The following is a 24,192-nucleotide window of genomic DNA, read 5'->3' as shown; positions in this document are numbered from 1 at the left end:
TCTACGCATTTCACCGCTACACTTGGAATTCCACTTTCCTCTTCTGCACTCAAGTCCCCCAGTTTCCAATGACCCTCCACGGTTGAGCCGTGGGCTTTCACATCAGACTTAAAGGACCACCTGCGCGCGCTTTACGCCCAATAATTCCGGACAACGCTTGCCACCTACGTATTACCGCGGCTGCTGGCACGTAGTTAGCCGTGGCTTTCTGGTTAGGTACCGTCAAGGTACCAGCAGTTACTCTGGTACTTGTTCTTCCCTAACAACAGAACTTTACGACCCGAAGGCCTTCTTCGTTCACGCGGCGTTGCTCCGTCAGACTTTCGTCCATTGCGGAAGATTCCCTACTGCTGCCTCCCGTAGGAGTCTGGGCCGTGTCTCAGTCCCAGTGTGGCCGATCACCCTCTCAGGTCGGCTATGCATCGTTGCCTTGGTAAGCCGTTACCTTACCAACTAGCTAATGCACCGCGGGCCCATCTATAAGTGATAGCCGAAACCATCTTTCCTTCTTCCTCCATGTGGAGGAAGAACCTATCCGGTATTAGCCCCGGTTTCCCGGAGTTATCCCAGTCTTATAGGCAGGTTGCCCACGTGTTACTCACCCGTCCGCCGCTGACTTCCGGGAGCAAGCTCCCTTCTGTCCGCTCGACTTGCATGTATTAGGCACGCCGCCAGCGTTCGTCCTGAGCCAGGATCAAACTCTCCAATAAGTGTTTGACTTGCTCATAAAATAAAACTTGTGTGTTCCAACTCTGTTGAAACGTTTAGTTAGAATTAACGTTGACGTGTTGTCTTGTTTAGTTTTCAAAGAACATTTTCGCTCACAAGAAGCTTTTTTATTTTATCATATCTTCTTTAGCGAGTCAACAACTTTTTTCGAAAGTTGTTTTTCATTCGCTTAGCAGCGACTTGATTAATATATCATCTTATCAAGTTGGCTGTCAACAACTTTTTTTCAACTCTCTAAAAGTCTTTCGCAGTTGTTTCAGCGACGCTTATAAATATACCAAGTTAATATCGTGAAGTCAACTACTTTTTTAAAAAAAGTTTACTAGTCCTTACTGGGCCGTCTGATATATTTCATGCAAATAGGAGGAGGCGTAATCTTAGAGAATAGGATGAATAAAATCTGATACCTTTCTTCAATTGCCCGTTTTACGATGCCATCAATTTGCTCATCCTTGATTTCGTATAGCATTTCATCCAGTTCCCTTTTCAAAAGATATTCCAATTCTTCTCTTTCTTTCTGGCTGATCAAAAGACCCATCATAATCTCTCTGCCCCTTTGCTTACCACATTTTTTTCTAATCTGCCCACCTAAAGGCCGAAATATGTATTACTAGGATAGTCATATAGGGTAGGTACAAGCATACTCTGTTACAAAGAGTTTTTTTGGGGGGATGAGGTTGAATTTCTTTATAACACTTCAGGCTAAAAAGGTGAAAAAGTATGTATTCATACTCACACTTGCCTTTGTAACCGCTTGGTTCCTTTTTGTCCAATACGGGCCCGGTAATCCTGTCTTCTCTACTAGCAACGGTCCAAAAGCAGTGTATAAAGGCGAAAAGAATGTTGCACTTACCTTCAACATTGGTTGGGGTGATGAAAAAGCGCCGCTCATTCTGGATGAATTAGAAAATAGCCACGTCAAGAATGCCACCTTTTTCCTTTCCGGCTCTTGGGCTGAAAGACATCCACACATCGTGAAAAGAATCCAGGACCAAGGGTATGAGATCGGAATGCTGGGATATAATTATCTGGATTATTCACAAGCCGAAGACCAGGAAGTAACAAAAGATATGCTGAAGGGGAAAGAATCGTTCCGGAAGCTGGGGATTGTAGATATTGAATATGTACGGGCCCCTACCGGCCACTTCGATAAGCGGTTTCTTTCTATCGCAGAAAAATTCGGCTATACGGTCGTTCATTGGAGTGTAGACTCAAAAGATTGGACGAACCCGGGCGTTACTCGGATACTCAAAAATATAAACGATACAAAACAAGGCGATATTCTTCTATTCCATGCCTCCGATTCCGCTAAACAGACAGCGAAAGCATTGCCTGCTGTTTTGTCCGTCATTCAAGAGAAAGGCCTAAAAATGGTTACAGTATCCGAAATGATTTCCAATTCATCCGTTAAAACGAAAGAAATCAAATAAAAGAGACAGCGGCGGCTGTCTCTTTTGGTATTATGCTTTTTGTACTTTCCCCTTAATTGTGTTCTTGTTATTCTTCCTCTTTTCCTCCAACTCTTTTTCGGATCGCTGGTTGATTTTATGCAAAGCCAACATTTGATACGCATTGCAAATCACTAAAGGAATGGACATAAAGAACAACCAATCGTCCTCTTTCACCCGCAAAACGGGAACCATTTCAATAACAGTAACCACAGTCATAAAGAATAATGCCGGGATGAACGCATGCCTATTTGTCTGCTTCATTTTTATATAAGCCACTATTAATCCTGCTATAAATAAGAGGATCCCCAACACCACATATGGCGCTACACTATTGTTTTTGCCAAAAGAAAGAAAACGGAAATAAATTAAATCAAATAGGACGAGCAGTATTAAAATCACTTGGACAGGACTCCACAAGCTCCTGAACATACCAAGCCCAAAACGATGGACAGTGAGATAGGCAAAAAAACCCATTTGGCTAATCACACTGAATATCATACCCACGCCAATAAACCAGATAAAAGCGGCTATTATCTCAGGGATTTTTCCAGATACAAATATATCGTGGTATTCCCCCCACTTAACAATGAAACCAACAACTCCAGTAGACAGCCCACCCAGCAACAAAGTCGATAAAAATAAACGTACTAGATTACGACTACTCACTCTAGAATCCCCCAATATTTTGCTATATTGAATAATTGTACCAATTAGCTTTTTAAAATGCTACAACTTCCCGCTTTTGTGCATAATTTTCTACCGATATCTCAATATTATCAGTAGAAATTTGTTATAAGGAGCCTATGATCATGACCTATAAAGCAGCATTTATCCCATTCTTCCTATTGGCGCTACTCCTAACGGGATGCTCTAAGAACAGTGCAGACTACGAAAAGGTGGATTACGAGGAAACCAAAAAAATGGTCGTCGATATCTTGAAGACAGACGATGGAAAAAAAGCCATCCAAGAAGTTTTGTCTAGTGATCAAGTAAAGAACGAAATGGTTATGGACCAAAAAACAGTCAAAGATGCAATCGAGCAAAATCTGACCAGCGACAAGGCAAAACAATTTTGGGAAAAACTATTCAAAGATCCGAAGTTCGTAAGCAAGTATGCCAAGAGCCTAGAAACAGAGCACAAAAAAGTATTAAAAGACCTAATGAAAGACCCCGATTACCAAAAGTTAATTTTGCAAGCCTTAAAGGATCCCGAGATGCAAAAAGAAATATTAAATCAGTTAAAAAGCAAATCAATGCGGGAAGAAATAAAGAAAGTCCTGCTCGAGACCATGGACAGCCCCTTAGTAAAAGTAAAATTGGAAGAACTGCTCATCAAAGCAGCAGAAGAACTTCCTGCTGAAAAGAAGAAAAAAGAAGGAACAACAAGCGGAAATAAATCCCAGAGCCAAAACAGCACCCAAAAACAAACAGGAGGCGGGNCGAAATATGTATTACTAGGATAGTCATATAGGGTAGGTACAAGCATACTCTGTTACAAAGAGTTTTTTTGGGGGGATGAGGTTGAATTTCTTTATAACACTTCAGGCTAAAAAGGTGAAAAAGTATGTATTCATACTCACACTTGCCTTTGTAACCGCTTGGTTCCTTTTTGTCCAATACGGGCCCGGTAATCCTGTCTTCTCTACTAGCAACGGTCCAAAAGCAGTGTATAAAGGCGAAAAGAATGTTGCACTTACCTTCAACATTGGTTGGGGTGATGAAAAAGCGCCGCTCATTCTGGATGAATTAGAAAATAGCCACGTCAAGAATGCCACCTTTTTCCTTTCCGGCTCTTGGGCTGAAAGACATCCACACATCGTGAAAAGAATCCAGGACCAAGGGTATGAGATCGGAATGCTGGGATATAATTATCTGGATTATTCACAAGCCGAAGACCAGGAAGTAACAAAAGATATGCTGAAGGGGAAAGAATCGTTCCGGAAGCTGGGGATTGTAGATATTGAATATGTACGGGCCCCTACCGGCCACTTCGATAAGCGGTTTCTTTCTATCGCAGAAAAATTCGGCTATACGGTCGTTCATTGGAGTGTAGACTCAAAAGATTGGACGAACCCGGGCGTTACTCGGATACTCAAAAATATAAACGATACAAAACAAGGCGATATTCTTCTATTCCATGCCTCCGATTCCGCTAAACAGACAGCGAAAGCATTGCCTGCTGTTTTGTCCGTCATTCAAGAGAAAGGCCTAAAAATGGTTACAGTATCCGAAATGATTTCCAATTCATCCGTTAAAACGAAAGAAATCAAATAAAAGAGACAGCGGCGGCTGTCTCTTTTGGTATTATGCTTTTTGTACTTTCCCCTTAATTGTGTTCTTGTTATTCTTCCTCTTTTCCTCCAACTCTTTTTCGGATCGCTGGTTGATTTTATGCAAAGCCAACATTTGATACGCATTGCAAATCACTAAAGGAATGGACATAAAGAACAACCAATCGTCCTCTTTCACCCGCAAAACGGGAACCATTTCAATAACAGTAACCACAGTCATAAAGAATAATGCCGGGATGAACGCATGCCTATTTGTCTGCTTCATTTTTATATAAGCCACTATTAATCCTGCTATAAATAAGAGGATCCCCAACACCACATATGGCGCTACACTATTGTTTTTGCCAAAAGAAAGAAAACGGAAATAAATTAAATCAAATAGGACGAGCAGTATTAAAATCACTTGGACAGGACTCCACAAGCTCCTGAACATACCAAGCCCAAAACGATGGACAGTGAGATAGGCAAAAAAACCCATTTGGCTAATCACACTGAATATCATACCCACGCCAATAAACCAGATAAAAGCGGCTATTATCTCAGGGATTTTTCCAGATACAAATATATCGTGGTATTCCCCCCACTTAACAATGAAACCAACAACTCCAGTAGACAGCCCACCCAGCAACAAAGTCGATAAAAATAAACGTACTAGATTACGACTACTCACTCTAGAATCCCCCAATATTTTGCTATATTGAATAATTGTACCAATTAGCTTTTTAAAATGCTACAACTTCCCGCTTTTGTGCATAATTTTCTACCGATATCTCAATATTATCAGTAGAAATTTGTTATAAGGAGCCTATGATCATGACCTATAAAGCAGCATTTATCCCATTCTTCCTATTGGCGCTACTCCTAACGGGATGCTCTAAGAACAGTGCAGACTACGAAAAGGTGGATTACGAGGAAACCAAAAAAATGGTCGTCGATATCTTGAAGACAGACGATGGAAAAAAAGCCATCCAAGAAGTTTTGTCTAGTGATCAAGTAAAGAACGAAATGGTTATGGACCAAAAAACAGTCAAAGATGCAATCGAGCAAAATCTGACCAGCGACAAGGCAAAACAATTTTGGGAAAAACTATTCAAAGATCCGAAGTTCGTAAGCAAGTATGCCAAGAGCCTAGAAACAGAGCACAAAAAAGTATTAAAAGACCTAATGAAAGACCCCGATTACCAAAAGTTAATTTTGCAAGCCTTAAAGGATCCCGAGATGCAAAAAGAAATATTAAATCAGTTAAAAAGCAAATCAATGCGGGAAGAAATAAAGAAAGTCCTGCTCGAGACCATGGACAGCCCCTTAGTAAAAGTAAAATTGGAAGAACTGCTCATCAAAGCAGCAGAAGAACTTCCTGCTGAAAAGAAGAAAAAAGAAGGAACAACAAGCGGAAATAAATCCCAGAGCCAAAACAGCACCCAAAAACAAACAGGAGGCGGGCAATAAGAAAAGCGGAAGACCTCCGTTTAGCTCCGTACAAACTGGAGTACCTTTCTTTGAGATAAAGGAAACACAGCGAACGTAGGGAGCTGATGTTGACTTATCGTAGAAGAAATGTGCGAAGTTTGCTAGGAGCTGGAGGTCTGCAGCTAGACACAGAGAAAAGCGGAAGCGACCGTTTAGGGACGTACAAACTGGAGGGATTTTCTTGAGATAAAGGAATCACAGAGAGCAAAGCGAGCTGATGATGACTTATCGTAGAGAAAAGCCCGAAGTTTGCTAGTCCCTGGTCGCTGCAGCTGGATCAAGAAAAGCGGAGAACACCCGTTTAGAGGCGTATGGACTGGAGCATTTTTCTTGAGATAAAGGAATCACAGAGAGCAAAGCGAGCTGATGATGACTTATCGTAGAGAAAAATGTGAAGTCCACTAGCCTCTGGGTGTTCGGAGCTAGACAATAAGAAAAGCGGAAGACCTCCGTTTAGCTCCGTACAAACTGGAGTACCTTTCTTTGAGATAAAGGAAACACAGCGAACGTAGGGAGCTGATGTTGACTTATCGTAGAAGAAATGTGCGAAGTTTGCTAGGAGCTGGAGGTCTGCAGCTAGACACAGAGAAAAGCGGAAGCGACCGTTTAGGGACGTACAAACTGGAGGGATTTTCTTGAGATAAAGGAATCACAGAGAGCAAAGCGAGCTGATGATGACTTATCGTAGAGAAAAGCCCGAAGTTTGCTAGTCCCTGGTCGCTGCAGCTGGATCAAGAAAAGCGGAGAACACCCGTTTAGAGGCGTATGGACTGGAGCATTTTTCTTGAGATAAAGGAATCACAGAGAGCAAAGCGAGCTGATGATGACTTATCGTAGAGAAAAATGTGAAGTCCACTAGCCTCTGGGTGTTCGGAGCTAGACAATAAGAAAAGCGGAAGACCTCCGTTTAGCTCCGTACAAACTGGAGTACCTTTCTTTGAGATAAAGGAAACACAGCGAACGTAGGGAGCTGATGTTGACTTATCGTAGAAGAAATGTGCGAAGTTTGCTAGGAGCTGGAGGTCTGCAGCTAGACACAGAGAAAAGCGGAAGCGACCGTTTAGGGACGTACAAACTGGAGGGATTTTCTTGAGATAAAGGAATCACAGAGAGCAAAGCGAGCTGATGATGACTTATCGTAGAGAAAAGCCCGAAGTTTGCTAGTCCCTGGTCGCTGCAGCTGGATCAAGAAAAGCGGAGAACACCCGTTTAGAGGCGTATGGACTGGAGCATTTTTCTTGAGATAAAGGAATCACAGAGAGCAAAGCGAGCTGATGATGACTTATCGTAGAGAAAAATGTGAAGTCCACTAGCCTCTGGGTGTTCGGAGCTAGACAATAAGAAAAGCGGAAGACCTCCGTTTAGCTCCGTACAAACTGGAGTACCTTTCTTTGAGATAAAGGAAACACAGCGAACGTAGGGAGCTGATGTTGACTTATCGTAGAAGAAATGTGCGAAGTTTGCTAGGAGCTGGAGGTCTGCAGCTAGACACAGAGAAAAGCGGAAGCGACCGTTTAGGGTCATACAAACTGGAGGGATTTTCTTGAGATAAAGGAATCACAGAGAGCAAAGCGAGCTGATGATGACTTATCGTAGAGAAAAACGGCTGGAACAAGGTAAAGCAGCAGACCTCCGTTCAGCCACAAAAAAGCACTTCGCCAAATGCGAAGTGCTTCTCTTATATATTATTTATCAAGAATAGAGATCACTTTTTCAGCGATATCCATGTACACGCGCCCTACTTTGTGGTCGGGCTCATAGATGGACGGCGCAAAGTCTTCTTCATTCCAATCCGGCTGCTGTAAAGGCAGCTTGCCTAATACTTCCGTGCGAAGTTCATCTGCCAGCTTTTCGCCGCCGCCTGTGCCGAATACATATTCTTTTTCTTTTGTCACTTTACTTTCAAAGTATGACATATTCTCGATGACGCCGATTACTTCGTGGTCTGTCTGGATCGCCATGGCACCGGCACGCGCAGCAACAAACGCTGCAGTAGGATGTGGAGTTGTCACAATGATTTCTTTGCAAGACGGCAGTTTACTGTGAACATCCAAAGCCACGTCGCCTGTGCCCGGAGGAAGATCCAGCAGCAAGTAATCCAGGTCGCCCCACTCAACTTCCGTAAAGAAGCTTGTCAGCATCTTGCCAAGCATCGGCCCTCTCCAGATAATTGGCGCATTGTCTTCGACGAAGAAGCCCATGGAAATGACTTTGACACCCATGCGTTCTACCGGGATGATTTTTTCGGAGCGGACTACCGGGCGTTTAATTATGCCCATCATATCCGGCACACTGAAACCATAGATATCGGCATCGATTAATCCGACTTTCTTTCCAAGGCGCGCTAATGACACAGCAAGATTCACGGATACTGTCGATTTCCCTACTCCGCCTTTCCCGCTTGCGATAGCAAGGAACTTCGTTTTGCAATTGGGGGAAAGAAGACCAAGCCCGTCATCATTCGGGTTTACTCTGTGTTTTCGCAGTTCTTCTTCCGAAAGTTCTCCAAAACGGATGCCGACTGACTCAGCCCCTGCTTCCTTCAACATGTTGACAACCTGCATTTGCAACTGCAACTGCTCAGGCGTTCCTGTCTTTGCAAGCAACAGTTTAACGCTTACATGGTTCTTCTCTTCTTTGATCTTAACTTCATCAATACCATTGCTTTCCGCTAAGCTTATATGTAGAATAGGATCTTTCAATTTCCCTACTAATTCTCTCACTTGTTGTTCAGTAACCATTCTCGCACCCCTTTTATGATTTCGTTTTCATCAACAGTATACCACAATTGTTTTCGGTAACTATAAACGGGGTCCTGCCATTTTAACACCATTCATTCCTATTCTGCTTTCTCCATTGGTTCTTCGGTAAAATAGCGGAGAATTCCCTTATAAATAGAGGCAGCGACCATATCCTGATAGGAGGATTGCGTCAGTCTTTCTCTCTCTTTATCATTCGAGAGAAATCCGACTTCCACTAAGGCTCCAGGTTTTAAGGCATGTTTCATAACATATACATGGTCGATTGCTTTCGCTTCGCGGTTGGTATTTTCCAAATTCGTTTTCAATTCTGATTGGATAAAGTCAGCTGCATATTTATTTTCTTTGTAACGCATCGTATAAAACGTTTGGGCGCCGCTGTATTTGCTTGAAGGAAAAGCATTCAGGTGGATACTGAGGTACAGATCAGCTTCCGAATCATTAATGAGCTTCACACGCTGTTTTAAGTCTTCTCTTTTCCTGGCCCTGTATCCGCTCGTGTCTCCCGCCAGATCAGTGTCATTCTCTCTGGTCATGATGACAAGTGCACCTTGTTCCTGCAAATAATCCCTAACCATTTTTGTGATTGGCAAAGAAATATCCTTTTCAACCACTCCTTTTACCGCAGCTCCTCCATCCGGCCCTCCATGCCCCGCATCAAGAACGATAACCTTTCCCGACAAAGGAAGATTCCATGAATTCCACGAATATTCACCAACGAATTGAAAAGTCACCAATAAAAACACCATTACGATGGTAATTGCTAAACCTGTATATTTTAGTCGGCTCCACATGTTTGTATCCCTCCCGCTCATCCTCCATATACGATATGGGACGAGCAAGAGATTTAGAACTGTCAATGAAGGCGCAGGCGATATCGTTTAGCGCCTTTTTGGAAGCCTTCCGCCCACCATGAATTGACGTACTGCTCACATTCATAATAGAGGGACTCATTATAGAGATCATAGTCACTGACCTTTCCCCAATAAAGGATAAAATTAAAGAGTGTATCCGTCAGATGCTTTTCTTCCTCCTGGCATCGTTCCTTTACTTCTTCATATGACTCGCCAAAGAAGCCAAATTTACTATAGTTGGCGCCTAGCAGAAAAGCTTCAATCGCTACATCATAACAGCCTTCCTCCAAGACCTGAGAGAGGACAAGTCCCAATCCCTTTTGGGCGTTCACAAACGCCTGAAATCGCTCTTTCAGCATTTTAGGTGTAATCTCTTTTAACACCTTTCTTTCATATCCTAGCTGTCTTTCCTTGCGTTTTTCAGTAAACGAATGAATTACAGTTCCCACTTAAAGTCACCTCTGATATTGCTGCAGGCTATTGCACCTACAATCTTCAATATACGCGATACTGACGGCCGCGTCTTATCTCCTATTGTTTGATGACGCCGCTCAATCAATCCTGCCTTTTTATGTGAGTACTGTAATCAATAATTGTGTATGGGAATCGTTATAATAAGCATAGAATACAAAAAAACCTTGATCCGAAAAAGGACCAAGGTTGGTTTTGAAAACGAAAATTAACGTTTTGAGAACTGAGGCGCACGACGAGCACCTTTAAGACCGTATTTCTTACGCTCTTTCAGAGAAGAGTTTCTTCCTTATTATAAGGAAGTTCACAAACCGCTTTAAATCAACGGTTTTCCCTTTCAGTGTTTCGTATGATTTCAACCGTTTTTTCGCAAAGGGTATTCAAGGGGTATTCAAGAGGCTATTTAAAATAAATACGCTGGCAGGCTATATACAGGGAACCTATTTAATTTCTCATATTTGACGGCTGAAAACCAGTTATCGGTTCATGCATTCAAAACATTGATTTTATAGAGTTTTGCAAATTCCCACATAAACTTTAAAGGAAAATACACATCATGATACATAATACGATTCACCATAACCAATATAAGCGTGGTTTTAAAATATACATTTTTCAATCCAATTTAAAGCCATATGAGTCATTAAATATTCTTCTTCTGTAATACTTTTTGCATGAGCATCAACTCTATATGCATTAATTATATCCATATTGATTTTAAATTTAGACTTATCTTCAAAAGCTTTATTGAAATCGTCCCAATTCTTATTAACTAAAACTTTTAGTTCTGGGAAATAATATTCCTCTTCCATTAATTCATTGGTTGGTATTCCGTCAAATTTTTTCCTTTCTTCTGTCTTTTTAGCTGTTAAAATTTTTTCCCTTGCTTCGGCTCTACCATATTTAGTAATGAAAACCGTATAGATCATTTCCCTTAATTTTAATTCCACCTTATTTCGCCTTTTACTAATTGCTGTTCTTTTTGCTTCCAAAGAATCATCAATTAATAAATTACTATTATTTTTTAAATAAATTGATAGAGCTTCTATGGTGATAAAATGAGTATCTTTATATTTTTTCAAGACACCATAACCAATTAAATGTTGTATTGTTGAAAAATCACCCTTTCCTAATTTAGAAAGGAATGCTTCATTTCCTTGAACAGCTAAAGTTTCTAATAAGTTATATTCATTAGGATATGAAATTTTCAGTACTTGTATTATCTGTTCAATATATTTTGAAATAGCTATATCATAATTTTGCTTTTCTCTGCTATAGTCAAACTTATTAACCTTAATCGGTCTCGCTAACGATACTGACCTATTTATTAAGCTACAGATATGTCTAATTAAAAATGGATGTCCACCATAATCATCTACTAACTTTGTATATATTTCTTCATCGAAATCTAACCCCATGTATCTACCAATACTGCTTACCATGTTTTTAACATCTTCAATACCAAACAGTTCCAAATAAACAGGATTAATCATAGAAAATATAGGATTATCAATTTTTTGAATAGATGCAACTTCCACACAATGAGGATTCACCCCAGCAACTAAAAAGCATATTTCATTTTGATGTTCTTGATAAAACGCTCTAATTGTTTGCCAAAAATGAACAAAGTCTAAATCATTTCTCCAGTGTTCAGCACTAGCAGTATCTATAGAAATCATTTCAATTTCATCAAAAATTAATAAAATCCTTTTTTTGTTTAATTTCCGATAAATTTGTATCATTAATTTTTCAAAGCTTGCAGCAGCATATTTTTCATCAAAAGTATAATCATTAACATCTAATTGAATATCATATTTTTCTATTAGTTTATTTATTAAGCTTTGTAATAATTCAAACCATCTTAATGCATGCACAGATGGATTTTGACAATCCACAAATATATATACACCATCTTTTGAATCTATAGTTCTCATTAAAGCATATAATACCGAGGTCTTACCTATTTTCCTTAACCCGAATAATCCTCCCTGTTCACCACTTATATACTTGGAATAAAACTCTTGTACTATTTTCTTTCTACCAAAAAAGTAACTATCATTTCTAATAGGAGATTCTATTGCAAATAAATCTCGACTATAAAAGTACTCCCTTAACTTGTTTTCTACATTCTCTTTAGTAATCTTACTTTTTATAAATTCATCATATGTAAATGGCACAATTAACTTTGAATCTTTATTTTCGTTATTCAATGCAGCGATTTTGTGTGTAATATTTAAATCCTTACTTACAAGGAAGATACAAACCTTGTCTAATCGATTATCATAATCTGACAATGTTTTATCCACAAAATCTAGAGCTCTTCTATCAAAATCTTGGAAAGGAGAAAATAATAACAGAAACTCATTATACATATTAAATTTTTCCCTATATTCATCACCCGGTTGTAAAAAACTAAAAGTATAATCAGTATTTTTAAATTTCTCAATTCTCGAAAAGGTTACTCCGAAAAATTCCGATAAATTTTTTACTATTTTTCTCTCAATTTCATTTCCCTTTATATTTAATCTATATTTAACTCCTTTTATAACGCGACCATTTGCCACTACGGACTTTACCATTATACCCCTCCTCAGGAATATTATATCACATGGGCAAAGAAACCTAATTACACCCATGGTACGATTCACTGTGGTTATTTAAGGAACAAAAGAGACGAGGATTGAATTCCCAATTCTCGCCTATAAATTCCTTTTATAGAATAGTCCTCGAGCCAATTTGAATCATACTTATGAGTATTCATCTAAATCACAATAAATAATTTCATCTGCTGTGGAATGGTAACACTAAACTAGACACTTTTTTTAAGGTGTGTTTCTTTAAATTGAACGGGACTTAAATATCCCAATGTTTCGTGAATTCTGAAATGGTTAAACCAATGGACATAATCATATAGTTCAGAACGTAACTGTTCGAGTGTTTCAAATGTTCGTCCTCTCACAAACTCTGTTTTTAAGATTTTGTAAGTCGCTTCTGCCACTGCGTTATCATAGGGACATCCTTTCATACTTAATGACCGCTTAATTTCAAAAGTTTCAAGCGTTTCATCCAAATGCTTATTTTTAAATTCGCTGCCTCGGTCTGTATGAAATAAGGTGATCAATCGCAGATCATGTTGCACAGTAGACAGTGCTTTACTCACCAGTTTGGCATCTTTTTTCGGTCCTACACTGTGTCCAATCAACTCACGGTTATATAAATCAATCAATAAGCAGATATAGTTCCAGGAATCCTTGACACGTACATACGTCAGGTCACTGACAACGACAGCCAGCTCTTCTTGTTGGTGAAAGCTCCGATCTAACTCGTTACCCACTTTTTCTTCGTTACATTGGGCTTTATGGGGTTTGAACTGGGCTAATGTATAAGACGATATCAATCCTTCTTCCTTCATAATCCGTCCGATTCGGCGGCGGGACACACGATGGTCTTGCTTTTTCAATTCAATCTTAATCTTGCGCGCTCCATAGTTCTGGCGGCTTTTCTGAAAGATTTCAATGATCAGTGACCGAATACGCTCTTCCTGCTGATTATCCTGTATTTTCGCTTCATAATAATAAGAAGAACGGGAAATGTTGAGGACGATGCACATTGCTGATACCGAGTATTTGTGACGGTTATTTCGAATCACTTTTACTTTCGTCCCATGATCAGCGCGGCTTGCTTTAAAATGTCATTTTCCATTTGTAGCTGTTTCAGTTCTTTGCGTATCTTCATTAATTCAGTTTGTTCAGGTGTACGATTGTCTGCTTCCTTAAAGGAACCAGCCGTTCTGCTTTGCTTCACCCACTTATCTAGGGCAGACGGGGTCAGCTCATATTCAGCGATAATCTCTTTTCGTGGTTTTCCATTCTCATATAGTAATACAATTTGTTTCTTGAAATCTTCGGTAAATGTTCGTCTCGATCTGGTCATATACAACGCTCCTTAACTGAATAGGTAATGGCAGACTTGTTAAATAGAGTGTTCACACCGTCACTTGACATGGAGCCTCTACTGGCATGGCTGAAAAGCCAGACTGCCAGTTTATCAAACTGGCAAGCCACGTCAGGCTACCATGCCAGAACCTCCATATAAAGTGACTAGTACAGCTTTTTCCATCTTATAAGGAAGCTATACTCAAAATGAGGATTTTGTCCGCCACACCTTAATTTTTTTGTCCAGTTAAGTGTTGCCTATCCAGCTGTTCCATAATATATGGATGATGGTAATCGAACTATCCTTTTGGCAGGACACCTAGAATTATACTTGACCATTTTCAGATCAAAGCTATAGCCACAAAAAGATAGATTGTATACACTTTTGTTCAACCTATTTTTTTAACTTTCGCAAAACTTCATCTGCAACAGCTTCTTCTATTATCCCCTTTATATGTCTCATATTTGTTAATCCTTTTACATTATAAATAAGAAAACACTGTAGTTTCTCCCAATCAACCATGGAAGCATATTTCTCTGATATTGTTTTTTTAATTCCATTAATAGACAGTTTTATAATCAGTTCCTTTTCATCATCATTAAAGTCTTCATACTTTATTAATGCATCAAACCGGCTTAGTAAAGCATTATCTATATTTTTTTTCATGTCGTCTTCGGTCAAGAAATTAGAGGTACAAATGATAACGGACTTTCTTATATCTACGCTATAGTTATTATCTTCATATACTCCTTCATCAAACATCTGAAGAAAACTATCTTGTATATATGATGGTGAACGGGCAAATTCATCTAACAAAATTATATTAGAAGTTCTATTTAGCAACTTTTTTGAAAATGAATGTTCTGAGTGATGTGTAGACTTAAAGTATTTTAAACTTTCTTCACCATGTACCATAGACATTTGCTCTCTAACTATCTCCCCCTCATTTAACTGTTTAGCTAAAAACTTTGCCGTCTCAGTTTTTCCAATTCCAGGATTTCCATATAACATAAGTACAAGTGGTTTATTATTTGTTCTTATTAATAATTTTAAAAGGTTTCTTATAATTTTTTTCTTTGCAGTGATTTGACCTATTAAGAAATCATCAAATTCACTTTCAATCTTAACTAATTTTTCTTCAGATACACTGTGTAATATATAGGGTTCACTTATTTCTAATTTAAAGGTACTTTTTAATGTTTTTAGCGTTGTTTTTGTTGGATTATTAATATAAATGTGCCTAAAACTATAAATAACCTGAATACGCTCAATCAATCTACCTATATTTTCCATGACATGATTGTTAACTCCAGACAATTCATTGGAACTTATAACAAATAATTCATAATGATCTTCAAGATTAATAGTATCTATTTGATCCTTATCATTAGCCCTTATATAGTCCCCAAAATATAGAACATTCTTAAAGCTATTTAATCTCTCTATAAACACATTTTCAGGTTCAAAAAACACTGTTATTTCCACTTATATCCCCGCCACTATAACATCTATGATTTTATATCTTTTTTCCTTAGAATCTAGGTCTGGTAACTTATTATTATCATATGAGTTTTGTCTTTGCATCTCTTCATAGCTTAATTCTTTTTGTTCGTTTCTTTCCTCTTGTAACATTTCATTCATCTCATTAATAAAATCCAAGTCTATACTCTTTGCTTCGCCTACTTCAATACCGTATATACTTAAATTCATTTTAGTTAAATCATACAAACTATAATTATTCCTCATACCATTAATATTGAAACGTATTATTACTGTTTCAGATTCTTTATCATCGGATACTATCTCCCCTAAATATTCGTAATACCCTCTAGCATCGTCAAAGATAGCGTCCAACTCTTGGTGATTGAGCCCCTTTAGATCTTCTGCATTTTCAAATTCTCCTGTGTCGTCAATCATCTTGATAAACGGCATAAGATTTCTAAAATAAGTTGCTGAATTCTTTACGATTTTAAGGTTTATATGTTTATACTTTTTTATTTCTTTTGCCTTTTTACTAAGTTCAATAAATTTATTATAAATAGTTCTTGTTACTTGCGTTTCAACTATGCTATTGTTTTTTTTGTTCATATTTCCTGATAAACCAAATTTCAAAAAACTAAAAAAACCCTTTCCAGCTTCCCCGCTAAAACCCATTTCCTTATTTTTCTCTGTTACTACTTTCATTATTTCTGAAGAGCTTCCTGATTCCTTTATTTCAAGAAAATCGACTGCTGCTTGCTCATCAAAATATGCTAATTTTAAAATATCCTTCATATCTTTGCCCTCACAATTTTTGTAATTCAAGATTTATGAAAATAAATATTATCCAGAAACCTCGATGTGTAATGCAAAATAAAAGTGCAGACTTGTGCAACGTTTTTGTACAGAGTCTAGCACNAGAGACTGACCAACTGATTTCATTCGTGGTCTTCACCGTCTCAACTCCCACGTCATCTATAACCAAAACATCTAATGCTCTCATATCTTCAAAAAGCCTTTTTTCTATTCCTGGCGTATTAAATGATTCTTTAATTTTGTTGAATAATTCCGCCGCTGAAATAAAGCCAACAACCATCCCTTTTTCATCTAGAGTCCTAGCAATAGCAGTAGCCAGATGAGATTTCCCTGTGCCTGTCGACCCCATACAGAGTAAAGAAATCTTCTCTCCAGCTAATATTTTTTTTGTATAATCTTTTGCTACCTGCAAGGATTTTCTTGTACAATCGTTATATGCATTGAAATTTTTGAATCCTGCTGAAATATGTGTAGGATGGGGGAGATACCAGTTCGCCCTGATATTTTCCCTTCTTTTTTGACTCATTTCTAAAGTGATTTCTCGAGAAAAGATTTTATCTCTACATCTGCTACAATACTGATCACATAATTCTTCTCTGGGCTCATCCTCGTCCTTAAGGTAGTAAACCCAACAAAACATAGTATCTTCTCCGCACTTTCCGCATTTGCATCTTTCTATGCTTACCTCACGCGTCTTATCAATTAAGTCTGGTCTTATTTTAAATAAGTGATCCTTTGCCTTATCCAATCCGATTAGCTCAACAAATCCTCTATTCCTTTTAGAATTTCTGGCTGAATTGATCAAAATGGAAATTCCTCCAATTCATTTAAAGTTTCTTGCCATTTTTCGTCCGTAACCGTTGCAGCAGATGCCGCCTGTCTCCGCTTGCTTTCCTCAGATTGAGTAAAGAGGGAATCTTTTTTTCTGAAAGGTGTAACATTGCTGTACTGGTTTGCATTAAGCTTGCTTGCAGCTTCTTCCGCTGAAGTATTGCGAATGATTCCTAGAGTGTAATTTTCCTTTTTACTGTGCAGTGCCGGGTTTTCAGCATGTGTTTTCAACCCGTATTCAACACATATTGCAGGATGTTTATCCCATGTCTCATACATCTTCAAGATAACCGAATCAGATATTTTCCCGCTGGTCCTTGTATGAACGATAATGGCCAAGTAATCATCAATAACCTTTAATTGATTTTCAGAGTACCTAACACGCAGATTTTCAATCTGTGAAGGTATATGTTCTTTATTTATTTCATTCTTACTTTCTTGCTTTCTTTCTTTCTTGTTAGGTGTTAGTTCCTTGTTAATTGCTTGTTGATTGCTTGTTAACTGCTTGGTGGGTTGCTTGTTAGCTTCTGCATCCAATGATTGATAAATTCCCCAGTTAACAATGGTTATTAGCCTGCTTTTGTTTGTTGATTGATTTGTTAGAAAGCCGTATTTCTCGAATCTTTTTAAAGCTGTTCTTACGTTCTGAATCGTGATGCCTTTCCCGCAATTTTTCACAATTGAATCTAAGCTAGTGATGAATTGCCCTGGATCAGCAGTATATTTTTCCCCTTGCCACTCCCACTCCTTCCCCTGATGATTGGCCATCATGAGAAGTGTGATAAAAATCGTTTTTTGTTCAGGTGTAGATTCAAACCAAATCGGCTTATCCATAAGGCATCTATGCAACTTAATCCATCCGTTCATTCAACCACCTCTCCGCTCCTACCCTTTGCATGATTAAGCATGTAACAATTGATTCTTTTTGCATTCTTCAATCGCAGCAGCAATCTTTTCCTTTTGATTAGAAGAAAGATTAGATCTCAACCAACGATATAAAGTCGACTCACTTACCCCTAAATAAGCAGCGATTTCATGGTTATATAAACGAGAATTACGAATTTCGTTTTTTAGTGCCTGGTTCATACAGTTCCCTCCCTTTTTTTGATAACATATTCTTCTATCACTTACATCTAAAAAGAAAACATATGTTCGGTCAAGAAGACAAACATATCCTATGAAACAACCCTCATGGCTTGCATCACCTACCTAGTTTATCCAATTGGAAAATTTCTGAAGCTATTGAAAAAGCTTATACTTATATTATAACAATAAACATCTGCTGGTATTGCGGTCTGTCTAAAAGGTGTCTTCATAAAAGGCACCACTTTGACTGTGTAATGCAAAATAAAAGTGCAGACTTGTGCAACGTTTTTGTACAGAGTCTAGCACTTTTTTTAGTGCCATAAAAAAAAGACTTGCCAGTCACCCCAAGTCCCTCTACTGTATAGGTGTCTAATCAAACAGTGGAGGTAAGAAAGGATGCTAGCAATGTCTGAGGTTCATTGTATCAAATTAATGAGAAATCAAAAAGGGTTATCTATTTCCAAAATCGCAAAAACCATGAATATCAATTGGCGGACCGCAAAAAAATATGCGGATAAAGATCAGGTACCCACTTCTAAAATTCAATCTAAAAAAGGAATGATGTATGAAGAACGTTGGGGAGAGATGGTATGTGATTGGTTGGAAGAAGATGCTCGCTTAAAAAAGAAACTTCGTAGAACAAATAAACAACTTTTTCAAGAATTATTGAAGTATGGCTTTCCCGGTTCTTATCGAACCGTTTGCCAATTTATTTCGGATTGGAGGGCGACTGAAGAGAGTCAAAAGGATAAAGGATATGAGCGATTGAATCATCCAATTGGAGAAGCTCAGGTTGATTTTGGAATCATGGAGGCTGTGCTGGAGGGGGAAATAGTCGATATACATGCATTAATTATGTCTTTCCCCTATAGTAATGTGGCTTTCTCTGTCCCACTTCCTTCAGAAAATCAAGAATGCTTTTTAAGTGGATTAAAGCAATTGTTTGAACAAGCAGGTGGCGTACCAAAAAGTATACGAATTGATAATCTAACGCCAGCTGTCAAAAAAGTAAGGGATTCAAATGGAGAAGCTCAATTAACAGATGAATTGATGGCTTTTCAAAACCATTATGGATTTGACGTACAAGTATGTAATCCCCGAAGTGGACATGAAAAAGGAAGCGTGGAAAGAAAGGTTGGTTATATACGATACAACTTTTTTAGCGTCCCTCCAGTAATAAAGGATTTTGATGACTTGACTGAACAATTAAAAGAAGTATTACAGAAAGATCGACAAAGAGAACATTATAAGAAACAAGAATCAATAGAGTATCTGTGGGAAGAAGAACAAAAGAAGTTATATAAGCTGCCAGAAGAAGATTATCCTGTGTTTAAGGAAACATTGATTAAAGTAAATAAATACAATGAATTCAAATTGGATCAACATCTTATTCATATTCCTAAAGCCAAAAATTATTATCCTTTATACTGTATTCTATATTGGGATCAATATCGGATTGTGACCGGTAATGGAGAAATATTACTAACGGACTTCCGTCCGTACATGAAGAAGAGAAGATTAATCCCATGGAGTGACATATTGAAAGATTGGATGCATAAACCGCGTGTTATTGGACATTCACGATATAAGGAATACTTACCGGCTAGGATTCGTGAGTATCTTTTGGTTCCCTCATTAGCTATTCGTAAACAACGAATCAATGAAATAATTAGTCTGTTATTACAGCATGATATGAAAGAAATTGAAGAACATTTTTATGAGTATATTGGCCAACGGGATAACGAAATCAATCATCCTTATGAAGTGGAGTGGTCCAGCTATGATGCCTTACAACCTACTCCGGAAGGAGTGCAACAAGAATGAATGAGGCTNAAATTGAAGAACATTTTTATGAGTATATTGGCCAACGGGATAACGAAATCAATCATCCTTATGAAGTGGAGTGGTCTAGCTATGATGCTTTACAACCTACTCCGGAAGGAGTGCAACAAGAGTGAATGAGGCCATTTTAAAGTTATGTAGGCAATTAAAATTGCCTTATATGGCAGAAGGATATGAAGACATTCCTTTTACGACTCGGGAAGAATTCATTTATCACCTTTTATTAAAAGAACAAGTCGGAAGAGAACAAGCAAAAGCGATAAGAAATATAAAAAAAGCTCGTTTTATTGATCATAAAATATTAGAGACCTATCAATGGCACAAGGATATCCATTTACCGGCCCATCTGACAAAAGAGGAACTAATGGATCTATCATTTGTTTCGAGGAAAGAAAATGTCATTCTAGTAGGAGCTCCTGGAACAGGGAAAACCCACTTAGCTTTCGCCTTAGGTAGACGTGCGTGCGAAAAAGGCNCAATTTATTTCGGATTGGAGGGCGACTGAAGAGAGTCAAAAGGATAAAGGATATGAGCGATTGAATCATCCAATTGGAGAAGCTCAGGTTGATTTTGGAATCATGGAGGCTGTGCTGGAGGGGGAAATAGTCGATATACATGCATTAATTATGTCTTTCCCCTATAGTAATGTGGCTTTCTCTGTCCCACTTCCTTCAGAAAATCAAGAATGCTTTTTAAGTGGATTAAAGCAATTGTTTGAACAAGCAGGTGGCGTACCAAAAAGTATACGAATTGATAATCTAACGCCAGCTGTCAAAAAAGTAAGGGATTCAAATGGAGAAGCTCAATTAACAGATGAATTGATGGCTTTTCAAAACCATTATGGATTTGACGTACAAGTATGTAATCCCCGAAGTGGACATGAAAAAGGAAGCGTGGAAAGAAAGGTTGGTTATATACGATACAACTTTTTTAGCGTCCCTCCAGTAATAAAGGATTTTGATGACTTGACTGAACAATTAAAAGAAGTATTACAGAAAGATCGACAAAGAGAACATTATAAGAAACAAGAATCAATAGAGTATCTGTGGGAAGAAGAACAAAAGAAGTTATATAAGCTGCCAGAAGAAGATTATCCTGTGTTTAAGGAAACATTGATTAAAGTAAATAAATACAATGAATTCAAATTGGATCAACATCTTATTCATATTCCTAAAGCCAAAAATTATTATCCTTTATACTGTATTCTATATTGGGATCAATATCGGATTGTGACCGGTAATGGAGAAATATTACTAACGGACTTCCGTCCGTACATGAAGAAGAGAAGATTAATCCCATGGAGTGACATATTGAAAGATTGGATGCATAAACCGCGTGTTATTGGACATTCACGATATAAGGAATACTTACCGGCTAGGATTCGTGAGTATCTTTTGGTTCCCTCATTAGCTATTCGTAAACAACGAATCAATGAAATAATTAGTCTGTTATTACAGCATGATATGAAAGAAATTGAAGAACATTTTTATGAGTATATTGGCCAACGGGATAACGAAATCAATCATCCTTATGAAGTGGAGTGGTCTAGCTATGATGCTTTACAACCTACTCCGGAAGGAGTGCAACAAGAGTGAATGAGGCCATTTTAAAGTTATGTAGGCAATTAAAATTGCCTTATATGGCAGAAGGATATGAAGACATTCCTTTTACGACTCGGGAAGAATTCATTTATCACCTTTTATTAAAAGAACAAGTCGGAAGAGAACAAGCAAAAGCGATAAGAAATATAAAAAAAGCTCGTTTTATTGATCATAAAGTATTAGAGACCTATCAATGGCACAAGGATATCCATTTACCGGCCCATCTGACAAAAGAGGAACTAATGGATCTATCATTTGTTTCGAGGAAAGAAAATGTGATTCTAGTAGGAGCTCCTGGAACAGGGAAAACCCACTTAGCTTCCGCCTTAGGTAGACGTGCGTGCGAAAAAGGATATGATGTGAGATTTTATAGGGTATCTCATTTAGTAGAGGAATTAGAGAAAACGTTAGCAAATGGTCGATTTGCTTCTTTCCGACGAAAATTAGAGAAAGTAGATGTATTGATATTAGATGAAATGGGCTATGTCCCTTTTGGCACAGAAGGTGCCGAATTACTGTTTCAACTCATTTCAGAGTGCTATGAACAAAAAAGTTTAATTATTACTTCTAACTTGGAGTTTAGCCAATGGAATCGAATCTTTTCCGATTCCCGATTAACAGCAGCTTTAGTAGATCGTTTAATTCATCACGCTCATATTGTTTCATATACCGGAAGTAGTTTCCGTTTGGCTAATGCCTTATCAAAAAAAGCATAAAAAATACTGGGTGGCAATACTCTGTATTTTCCGCTGCAATACTCTGCACTTTTTTCTTGCAAAATACAAACCTCGAGTTATCTACACTATCTTAAAAATATATAATATTTAAACCCCAAAGTGCCAAGTGTATAAGGATGGTCATTTTTTATGGACTCTAATTCAGATAATGTAACCTAATAATAACTGTATATGTTTCATTCCTCGTTTCTATTTCTCTACGATAACAAGAAATCGGGGGGGCGTTACTCATATAGTTGATGGACCACTGGATCGTCCGCCACCAAAACCTCTAGTTTTATACCTATTCATCACCCAAAAACCTTCATAATATTATATTTTTAACTAATTTTACCACACAAAACTTGTTATAGGGGATTCTTACCACTTGGAAGAAGAAGTGAAAAATAGTCTTGACTAATTATTAAGTGGAACCTAATTTGTCAGCTAAACAATAAGAAGTAAACAACTTTCATAAAAGGTACTTATCTTACAACAAACAATATCTTCTCTTTTTGTTGATATTCATCTTCACCCGTAATGACGCAAGAAACCCTGCACTGGATGTCCCACCAACTTCGGCACGAGGTGAGAAATAAATGCCTGACTGCGTGTGCGTTTGATTGCGTATTTCGTGTCGAATAGCATGTGAGATACTGTGCGAAATCCCATGTTCGTTTGGTGCGACGCGCATGCAATCATCACGGCATCTCATATGGCATGCGTATGCGGTGTGAAATACGGTGATGGATAATTTGAACATAAAGGCTGTGCGTATGGCATGCGTATCTCATGCGACATGATGTGTGGTATGACGTGATAAGTGATGGTGAGTGCATGGTGTTTGATATACCTTTCGTATGGCGTGCATACGGTATATGACATGCCGTAATAATGTCCGGGCCTCCCTTACATAGAATGTGTCATCGCATGCGAACTGAATATGGTATGCTGCACGGTGTGCGATACAGAAAATTGCTTTTTGTGAACGAACAACAGGCCGTAACTGCCTAACTCCTGAACGACAGCCTTTTGGCTTGTCGGTTCTTTTTTCGCCAACAGATGTTAGATTGGTTGACAACAGAACGTCAAACCCCTCTCTGGACAGCGTTTAAAAGCCAACTCGTGACATCTGCGCGAGTCCCGCGCCCGTCGGTGGTTCTTCCTGACTCGCTCGCTTCGCTCGTATAACCATAACCGCTCCGGGCTTCCCACCCAGATGTCACGGAAAATCGTTGATCCAAACAGCGCGGAGCCTCCCTCCGCTCCGGTGGTTTTTCTTACCTTTTTTGCTCGCACATTCGTGCGTACAAGAGAGTTTGTTTTGACATACAACCGCCTCGCGTCGTCCACGCTGTTTGGACGAACGATTGATTTATCGAAGGTCTTTTTAGACGATCCGCTCCCCGTTCGGTCCGCTTCTCTATCTTCTTTTTTAGTAACTTCCCCTACCAGAGATTTTGGGTAGCTCCCTCCCCGCTCACACACGAATACCGCCCCGTAGCTCGCCCCGAAATTCCATCCCTTAACTGTCGTTGGCGGGATGGATTCGGGCCGGAAACGGACGACTATGCCGTCATACGCCTGCCCCGGTAACCGAGGGGGTGACGTATTTGGCGATTCGCTTAACGGTACGGTTTTATCGTGATCGGAATACGCGGCGTATTTGGTACGATGTCCGCCCCGTAGTACCGCCGAGGTAGTCGCACCGGTAGTTTGAGGGGGTGCTCGGATATACGGTGCAGTGTTTGCGGTACGGTAGGGGAAAAGAGCATAAGGGGGACGTATGTCAAGCTGCGCTTGCCAGTCAGCATAGCTGACCGTCCCCCTTACTGCGTCGTTGAATGCTCGCGCATTCAA

The 24,192-nt window shown here is 38.8% G+C and carries 21 protein-coding genes, 1 rRNA gene and 1 pseudogene (1 of these 23 running past the window's edge); 8 read left to right on the top strand and 15 right to left on the bottom strand.

The genetic code is table 11. From position 1 onward, the window contains the following. Together BN1765_RS02390 and BN1765_RS02385 are read right to left on the bottom strand one after the other, a co-directional pair. Window positions 1-710 (bottom strand): 16S ribosomal RNA (locus BN1765_RS02390); it reaches 840 nt to the left of the window's first position. A gap of 341 nt (window positions 711-1,051) precedes the next feature. Further along, complete coding sequence (locus BN1765_RS02385; RefSeq protein ID WP_050613683.1) at window positions 1,052-1,270, bottom strand: hypothetical protein; 219 nt, start codon at window positions 1,268-1,270, stop codon at window positions 1,052-1,054. Between the two features lie 136 nt (window positions 1,271-1,406). Here BN1765_RS02385 and pdaB (BN1765_RS02380) point away from each other — a divergent pair, with 136 nt between their 5' ends. Then, a complete protein-coding gene (gene pdaB / locus BN1765_RS02380; RefSeq protein WP_050613681.1) occupies window positions 1,407-2,159 on the top strand; it encodes a polysaccharide deacetylase family sporulation protein PdaB in 753 nt (250 codons plus the stop codon). 30 nt (window positions 2,160-2,189) lie between these two features. On the opposite strand, the gene BN1765_RS02375 is transcribed toward pdaB (BN1765_RS02380), so the two are convergent. Then, a complete protein-coding gene (locus tag BN1765_RS02375; protein WP_050613680.1) occupies window positions 2,190-2,846 on the bottom strand; it encodes a KinB-signaling pathway activation protein in 657 nt (218 codons plus the stop codon). A gap of 137 nt (window positions 2,847-2,983) precedes the next feature. Here BN1765_RS02375 and gerD (BN1765_RS02370) point away from each other — a divergent pair, with 137 nt between their 5' ends. Next, window positions 2,984-3,643 (top strand): spore germination lipoprotein GerD, encoded by a 660-nt coding sequence (gerD, locus tag BN1765_RS02370; protein ID WP_452082108.1) that lies wholly within the window; start codon window positions 2,984-2,986, stop codon window positions 3,641-3,643. A 58-nt stretch (window positions 3,644-3,701) separates the two neighbouring features. Then, entirely contained in the window at window positions 3,702-4,454 is a 753-nt protein-coding gene (pdaB, locus tag BN1765_RS02365) for a polysaccharide deacetylase family sporulation protein PdaB (RefSeq protein WP_050613681.1), read from the top strand. A gap of 30 nt (window positions 4,455-4,484) precedes the next feature. Here pdaB (BN1765_RS02365) and BN1765_RS02360 read toward each other — a convergent pair whose 3' ends face one another. Then, window positions 4,485-5,141 carry a KinB-signaling pathway activation protein gene (locus BN1765_RS02360; protein ID WP_050613680.1) on the bottom strand — a complete coding sequence of 219 codons (657 nt, stop codon included), beginning with the start codon at window positions 5,139-5,141 and terminating at the stop codon, window positions 4,485-4,487. 143 nt (window positions 5,142-5,284) lie between these two features. Here BN1765_RS02360 and gerD (BN1765_RS02355) point away from each other — a divergent pair, with 143 nt between their 5' ends. Further along, the gene (gerD, locus tag BN1765_RS02355; protein WP_050613679.1) at window positions 5,285-5,920 is read left to right on the top strand and encodes a spore germination lipoprotein GerD; all 636 of its coding nucleotides are present in this window, start codon (window positions 5,285-5,287) and stop codon (window positions 5,918-5,920) included. Between the two features lie 1,706 nt (window positions 5,921-7,626). Here the strand turns inward: gerD (BN1765_RS02355) and BN1765_RS02350 are convergent. The 11 genes and pseudogenes from BN1765_RS02350 to BN1765_RS02300 all read right to left on the bottom strand — a co-directional run bounded on the left by BN1765_RS02350 (window position 7,627) and on the right by BN1765_RS02300 (window position 18,173). Continuing rightward, window positions 7,627-8,682: an Mrp/NBP35 family ATP-binding protein gene (locus BN1765_RS02350; protein WP_050613678.1), complete on the bottom strand. Its 1,056-nt coding sequence runs from the start codon at window positions 8,680-8,682 to the stop codon at window positions 7,627-7,629. Window positions 8,683-8,780: 98 nt separating this feature from the next. Continuing rightward, window positions 8,781-9,494, bottom strand: a complete 714-nt coding sequence (gene cwlD, locus BN1765_RS02345; RefSeq protein ID WP_050613677.1) for an N-acetylmuramoyl-L-alanine amidase CwlD — start codon at window positions 9,492-9,494, stop codon at window positions 8,781-8,783. A 62-nt stretch (window positions 9,495-9,556) separates the two neighbouring features. Then, complete coding sequence (locus tag BN1765_RS02340; protein WP_050613676.1) at window positions 9,557-10,003, bottom strand: DUF2521 family protein; 447 nt, start codon at window positions 10,001-10,003, stop codon at window positions 9,557-9,559. 230 nt (window positions 10,004-10,233) lie between these two features. Continuing rightward, a pseudogene (gene rpsI / locus BN1765_RS19420) lies at window positions 10,234-10,311 on the bottom strand (30S ribosomal protein S9); the annotation flags it as partial. A gap of 313 nt (window positions 10,312-10,624) precedes the next feature. Continuing rightward, window positions 10,625-12,604, bottom strand: coding sequence for an AAA-like domain-containing protein (locus BN1765_RS02335; protein ID WP_050613675.1), 1,980 nt, complete (start codon window positions 12,602-12,604; stop codon window positions 10,625-10,627). Between the two features lie 230 nt (window positions 12,605-12,834). After that, a protein-coding gene (locus BN1765_RS02330) for an IS3 family transposase (protein ID WP_147554130.1) occupies window positions 12,835-13,958 on the bottom strand; the annotation gives its coding sequence in 2 pieces (ribosomal slippage) (window positions 12,835-13,712 and window positions 13,712-13,958; 1,125 coding nt in all). Window positions 13,959-14,354: 396 nt separating this feature from the next. Next, window positions 14,355-15,446, bottom strand: coding sequence for an AAA family ATPase (locus BN1765_RS02320; protein ID WP_050613674.1), 1,092 nt, complete (start codon window positions 15,444-15,446; stop codon window positions 14,355-14,357). Beyond that, window positions 15,447-16,235, bottom strand: coding sequence for a DUF6414 family protein (locus BN1765_RS02315; RefSeq protein ID WP_050613673.1), 789 nt, complete (start codon window positions 16,233-16,235; stop codon window positions 15,447-15,449). Window positions 16,236-16,245: 10 nt separating this feature from the next. Beyond that, window positions 16,246-16,782 (bottom strand): ATP-binding protein, encoded by a 537-nt coding sequence (locus BN1765_RS02310; protein ID WP_452082110.1) that lies wholly within the window; start codon window positions 16,780-16,782, stop codon window positions 16,246-16,248. A gap of 275 nt (window positions 16,783-17,057) precedes the next feature. Further along, window positions 17,058-17,921, bottom strand: a complete 864-nt coding sequence (locus BN1765_RS20345) for a hypothetical protein (protein ID WP_222705389.1) — start codon at window positions 17,919-17,921, stop codon at window positions 17,058-17,060. Between the two features lie 66 nt (window positions 17,922-17,987). Continuing rightward, entirely contained in the window at window positions 17,988-18,173 is a 186-nt protein-coding gene (locus BN1765_RS02300; RefSeq protein WP_050613375.1) for a helix-turn-helix domain-containing protein, read from the bottom strand. Between the two features lie 396 nt (window positions 18,174-18,569). Between BN1765_RS02300 and istA (BN1765_RS02295) the strand changes: the two genes are divergently transcribed. From istA (BN1765_RS02295) to istB, 4 genes are all read left to right on the top strand, one after another. Beyond that, window positions 18,570-19,997: an IS21 family transposase gene (gene istA / locus BN1765_RS02295; RefSeq protein ID WP_050613671.1), complete on the top strand. Its 1,428-nt coding sequence runs from the start codon at window positions 18,570-18,572 to the stop codon at window positions 19,995-19,997. A gap of 178 nt (window positions 19,998-20,175) precedes the next feature. Further along, window positions 20,176-20,520 (top strand): ATP-binding protein, encoded by a 345-nt coding sequence (locus BN1765_RS19900; RefSeq protein ID WP_452082109.1) that lies wholly within the window; start codon window positions 20,176-20,178, stop codon window positions 20,518-20,520. 31 nt (window positions 20,521-20,551) lie between these two features. Continuing rightward, on the top strand, window positions 20,552-21,610 hold the full coding sequence (gene istA / locus BN1765_RS02285) for an IS21 family transposase (RefSeq protein WP_050613669.1): 1,059 nt from the start codon (window positions 20,552-20,554) through the stop codon (window positions 21,608-21,610). Continuing rightward, the gene (gene istB, locus BN1765_RS02280) at window positions 21,607-22,332 is read left to right on the top strand and encodes an IS21-like element helper ATPase IstB (RefSeq protein ID WP_147554134.1); all 726 of its coding nucleotides are present in this window, start codon (window positions 21,607-21,609) and stop codon (window positions 22,330-22,332) included. The genes istA (BN1765_RS02285) and istB overlap by 4 nt, the downstream gene beginning before the upstream one ends. The last annotated feature ends 1,860 nt before the right edge of the window (window positions 22,333-24,192 follow it).

Source organism: Bacillus testis (assembly GCF_001243895.1).
GTDB lineage: Bacteria > Bacillota > Bacilli > Bacillales > DSM-1321 > Bacillus_AD > Bacillus_AD testis.
This window is presented reverse-complemented; position numbering and strand designations above follow the sequence as displayed.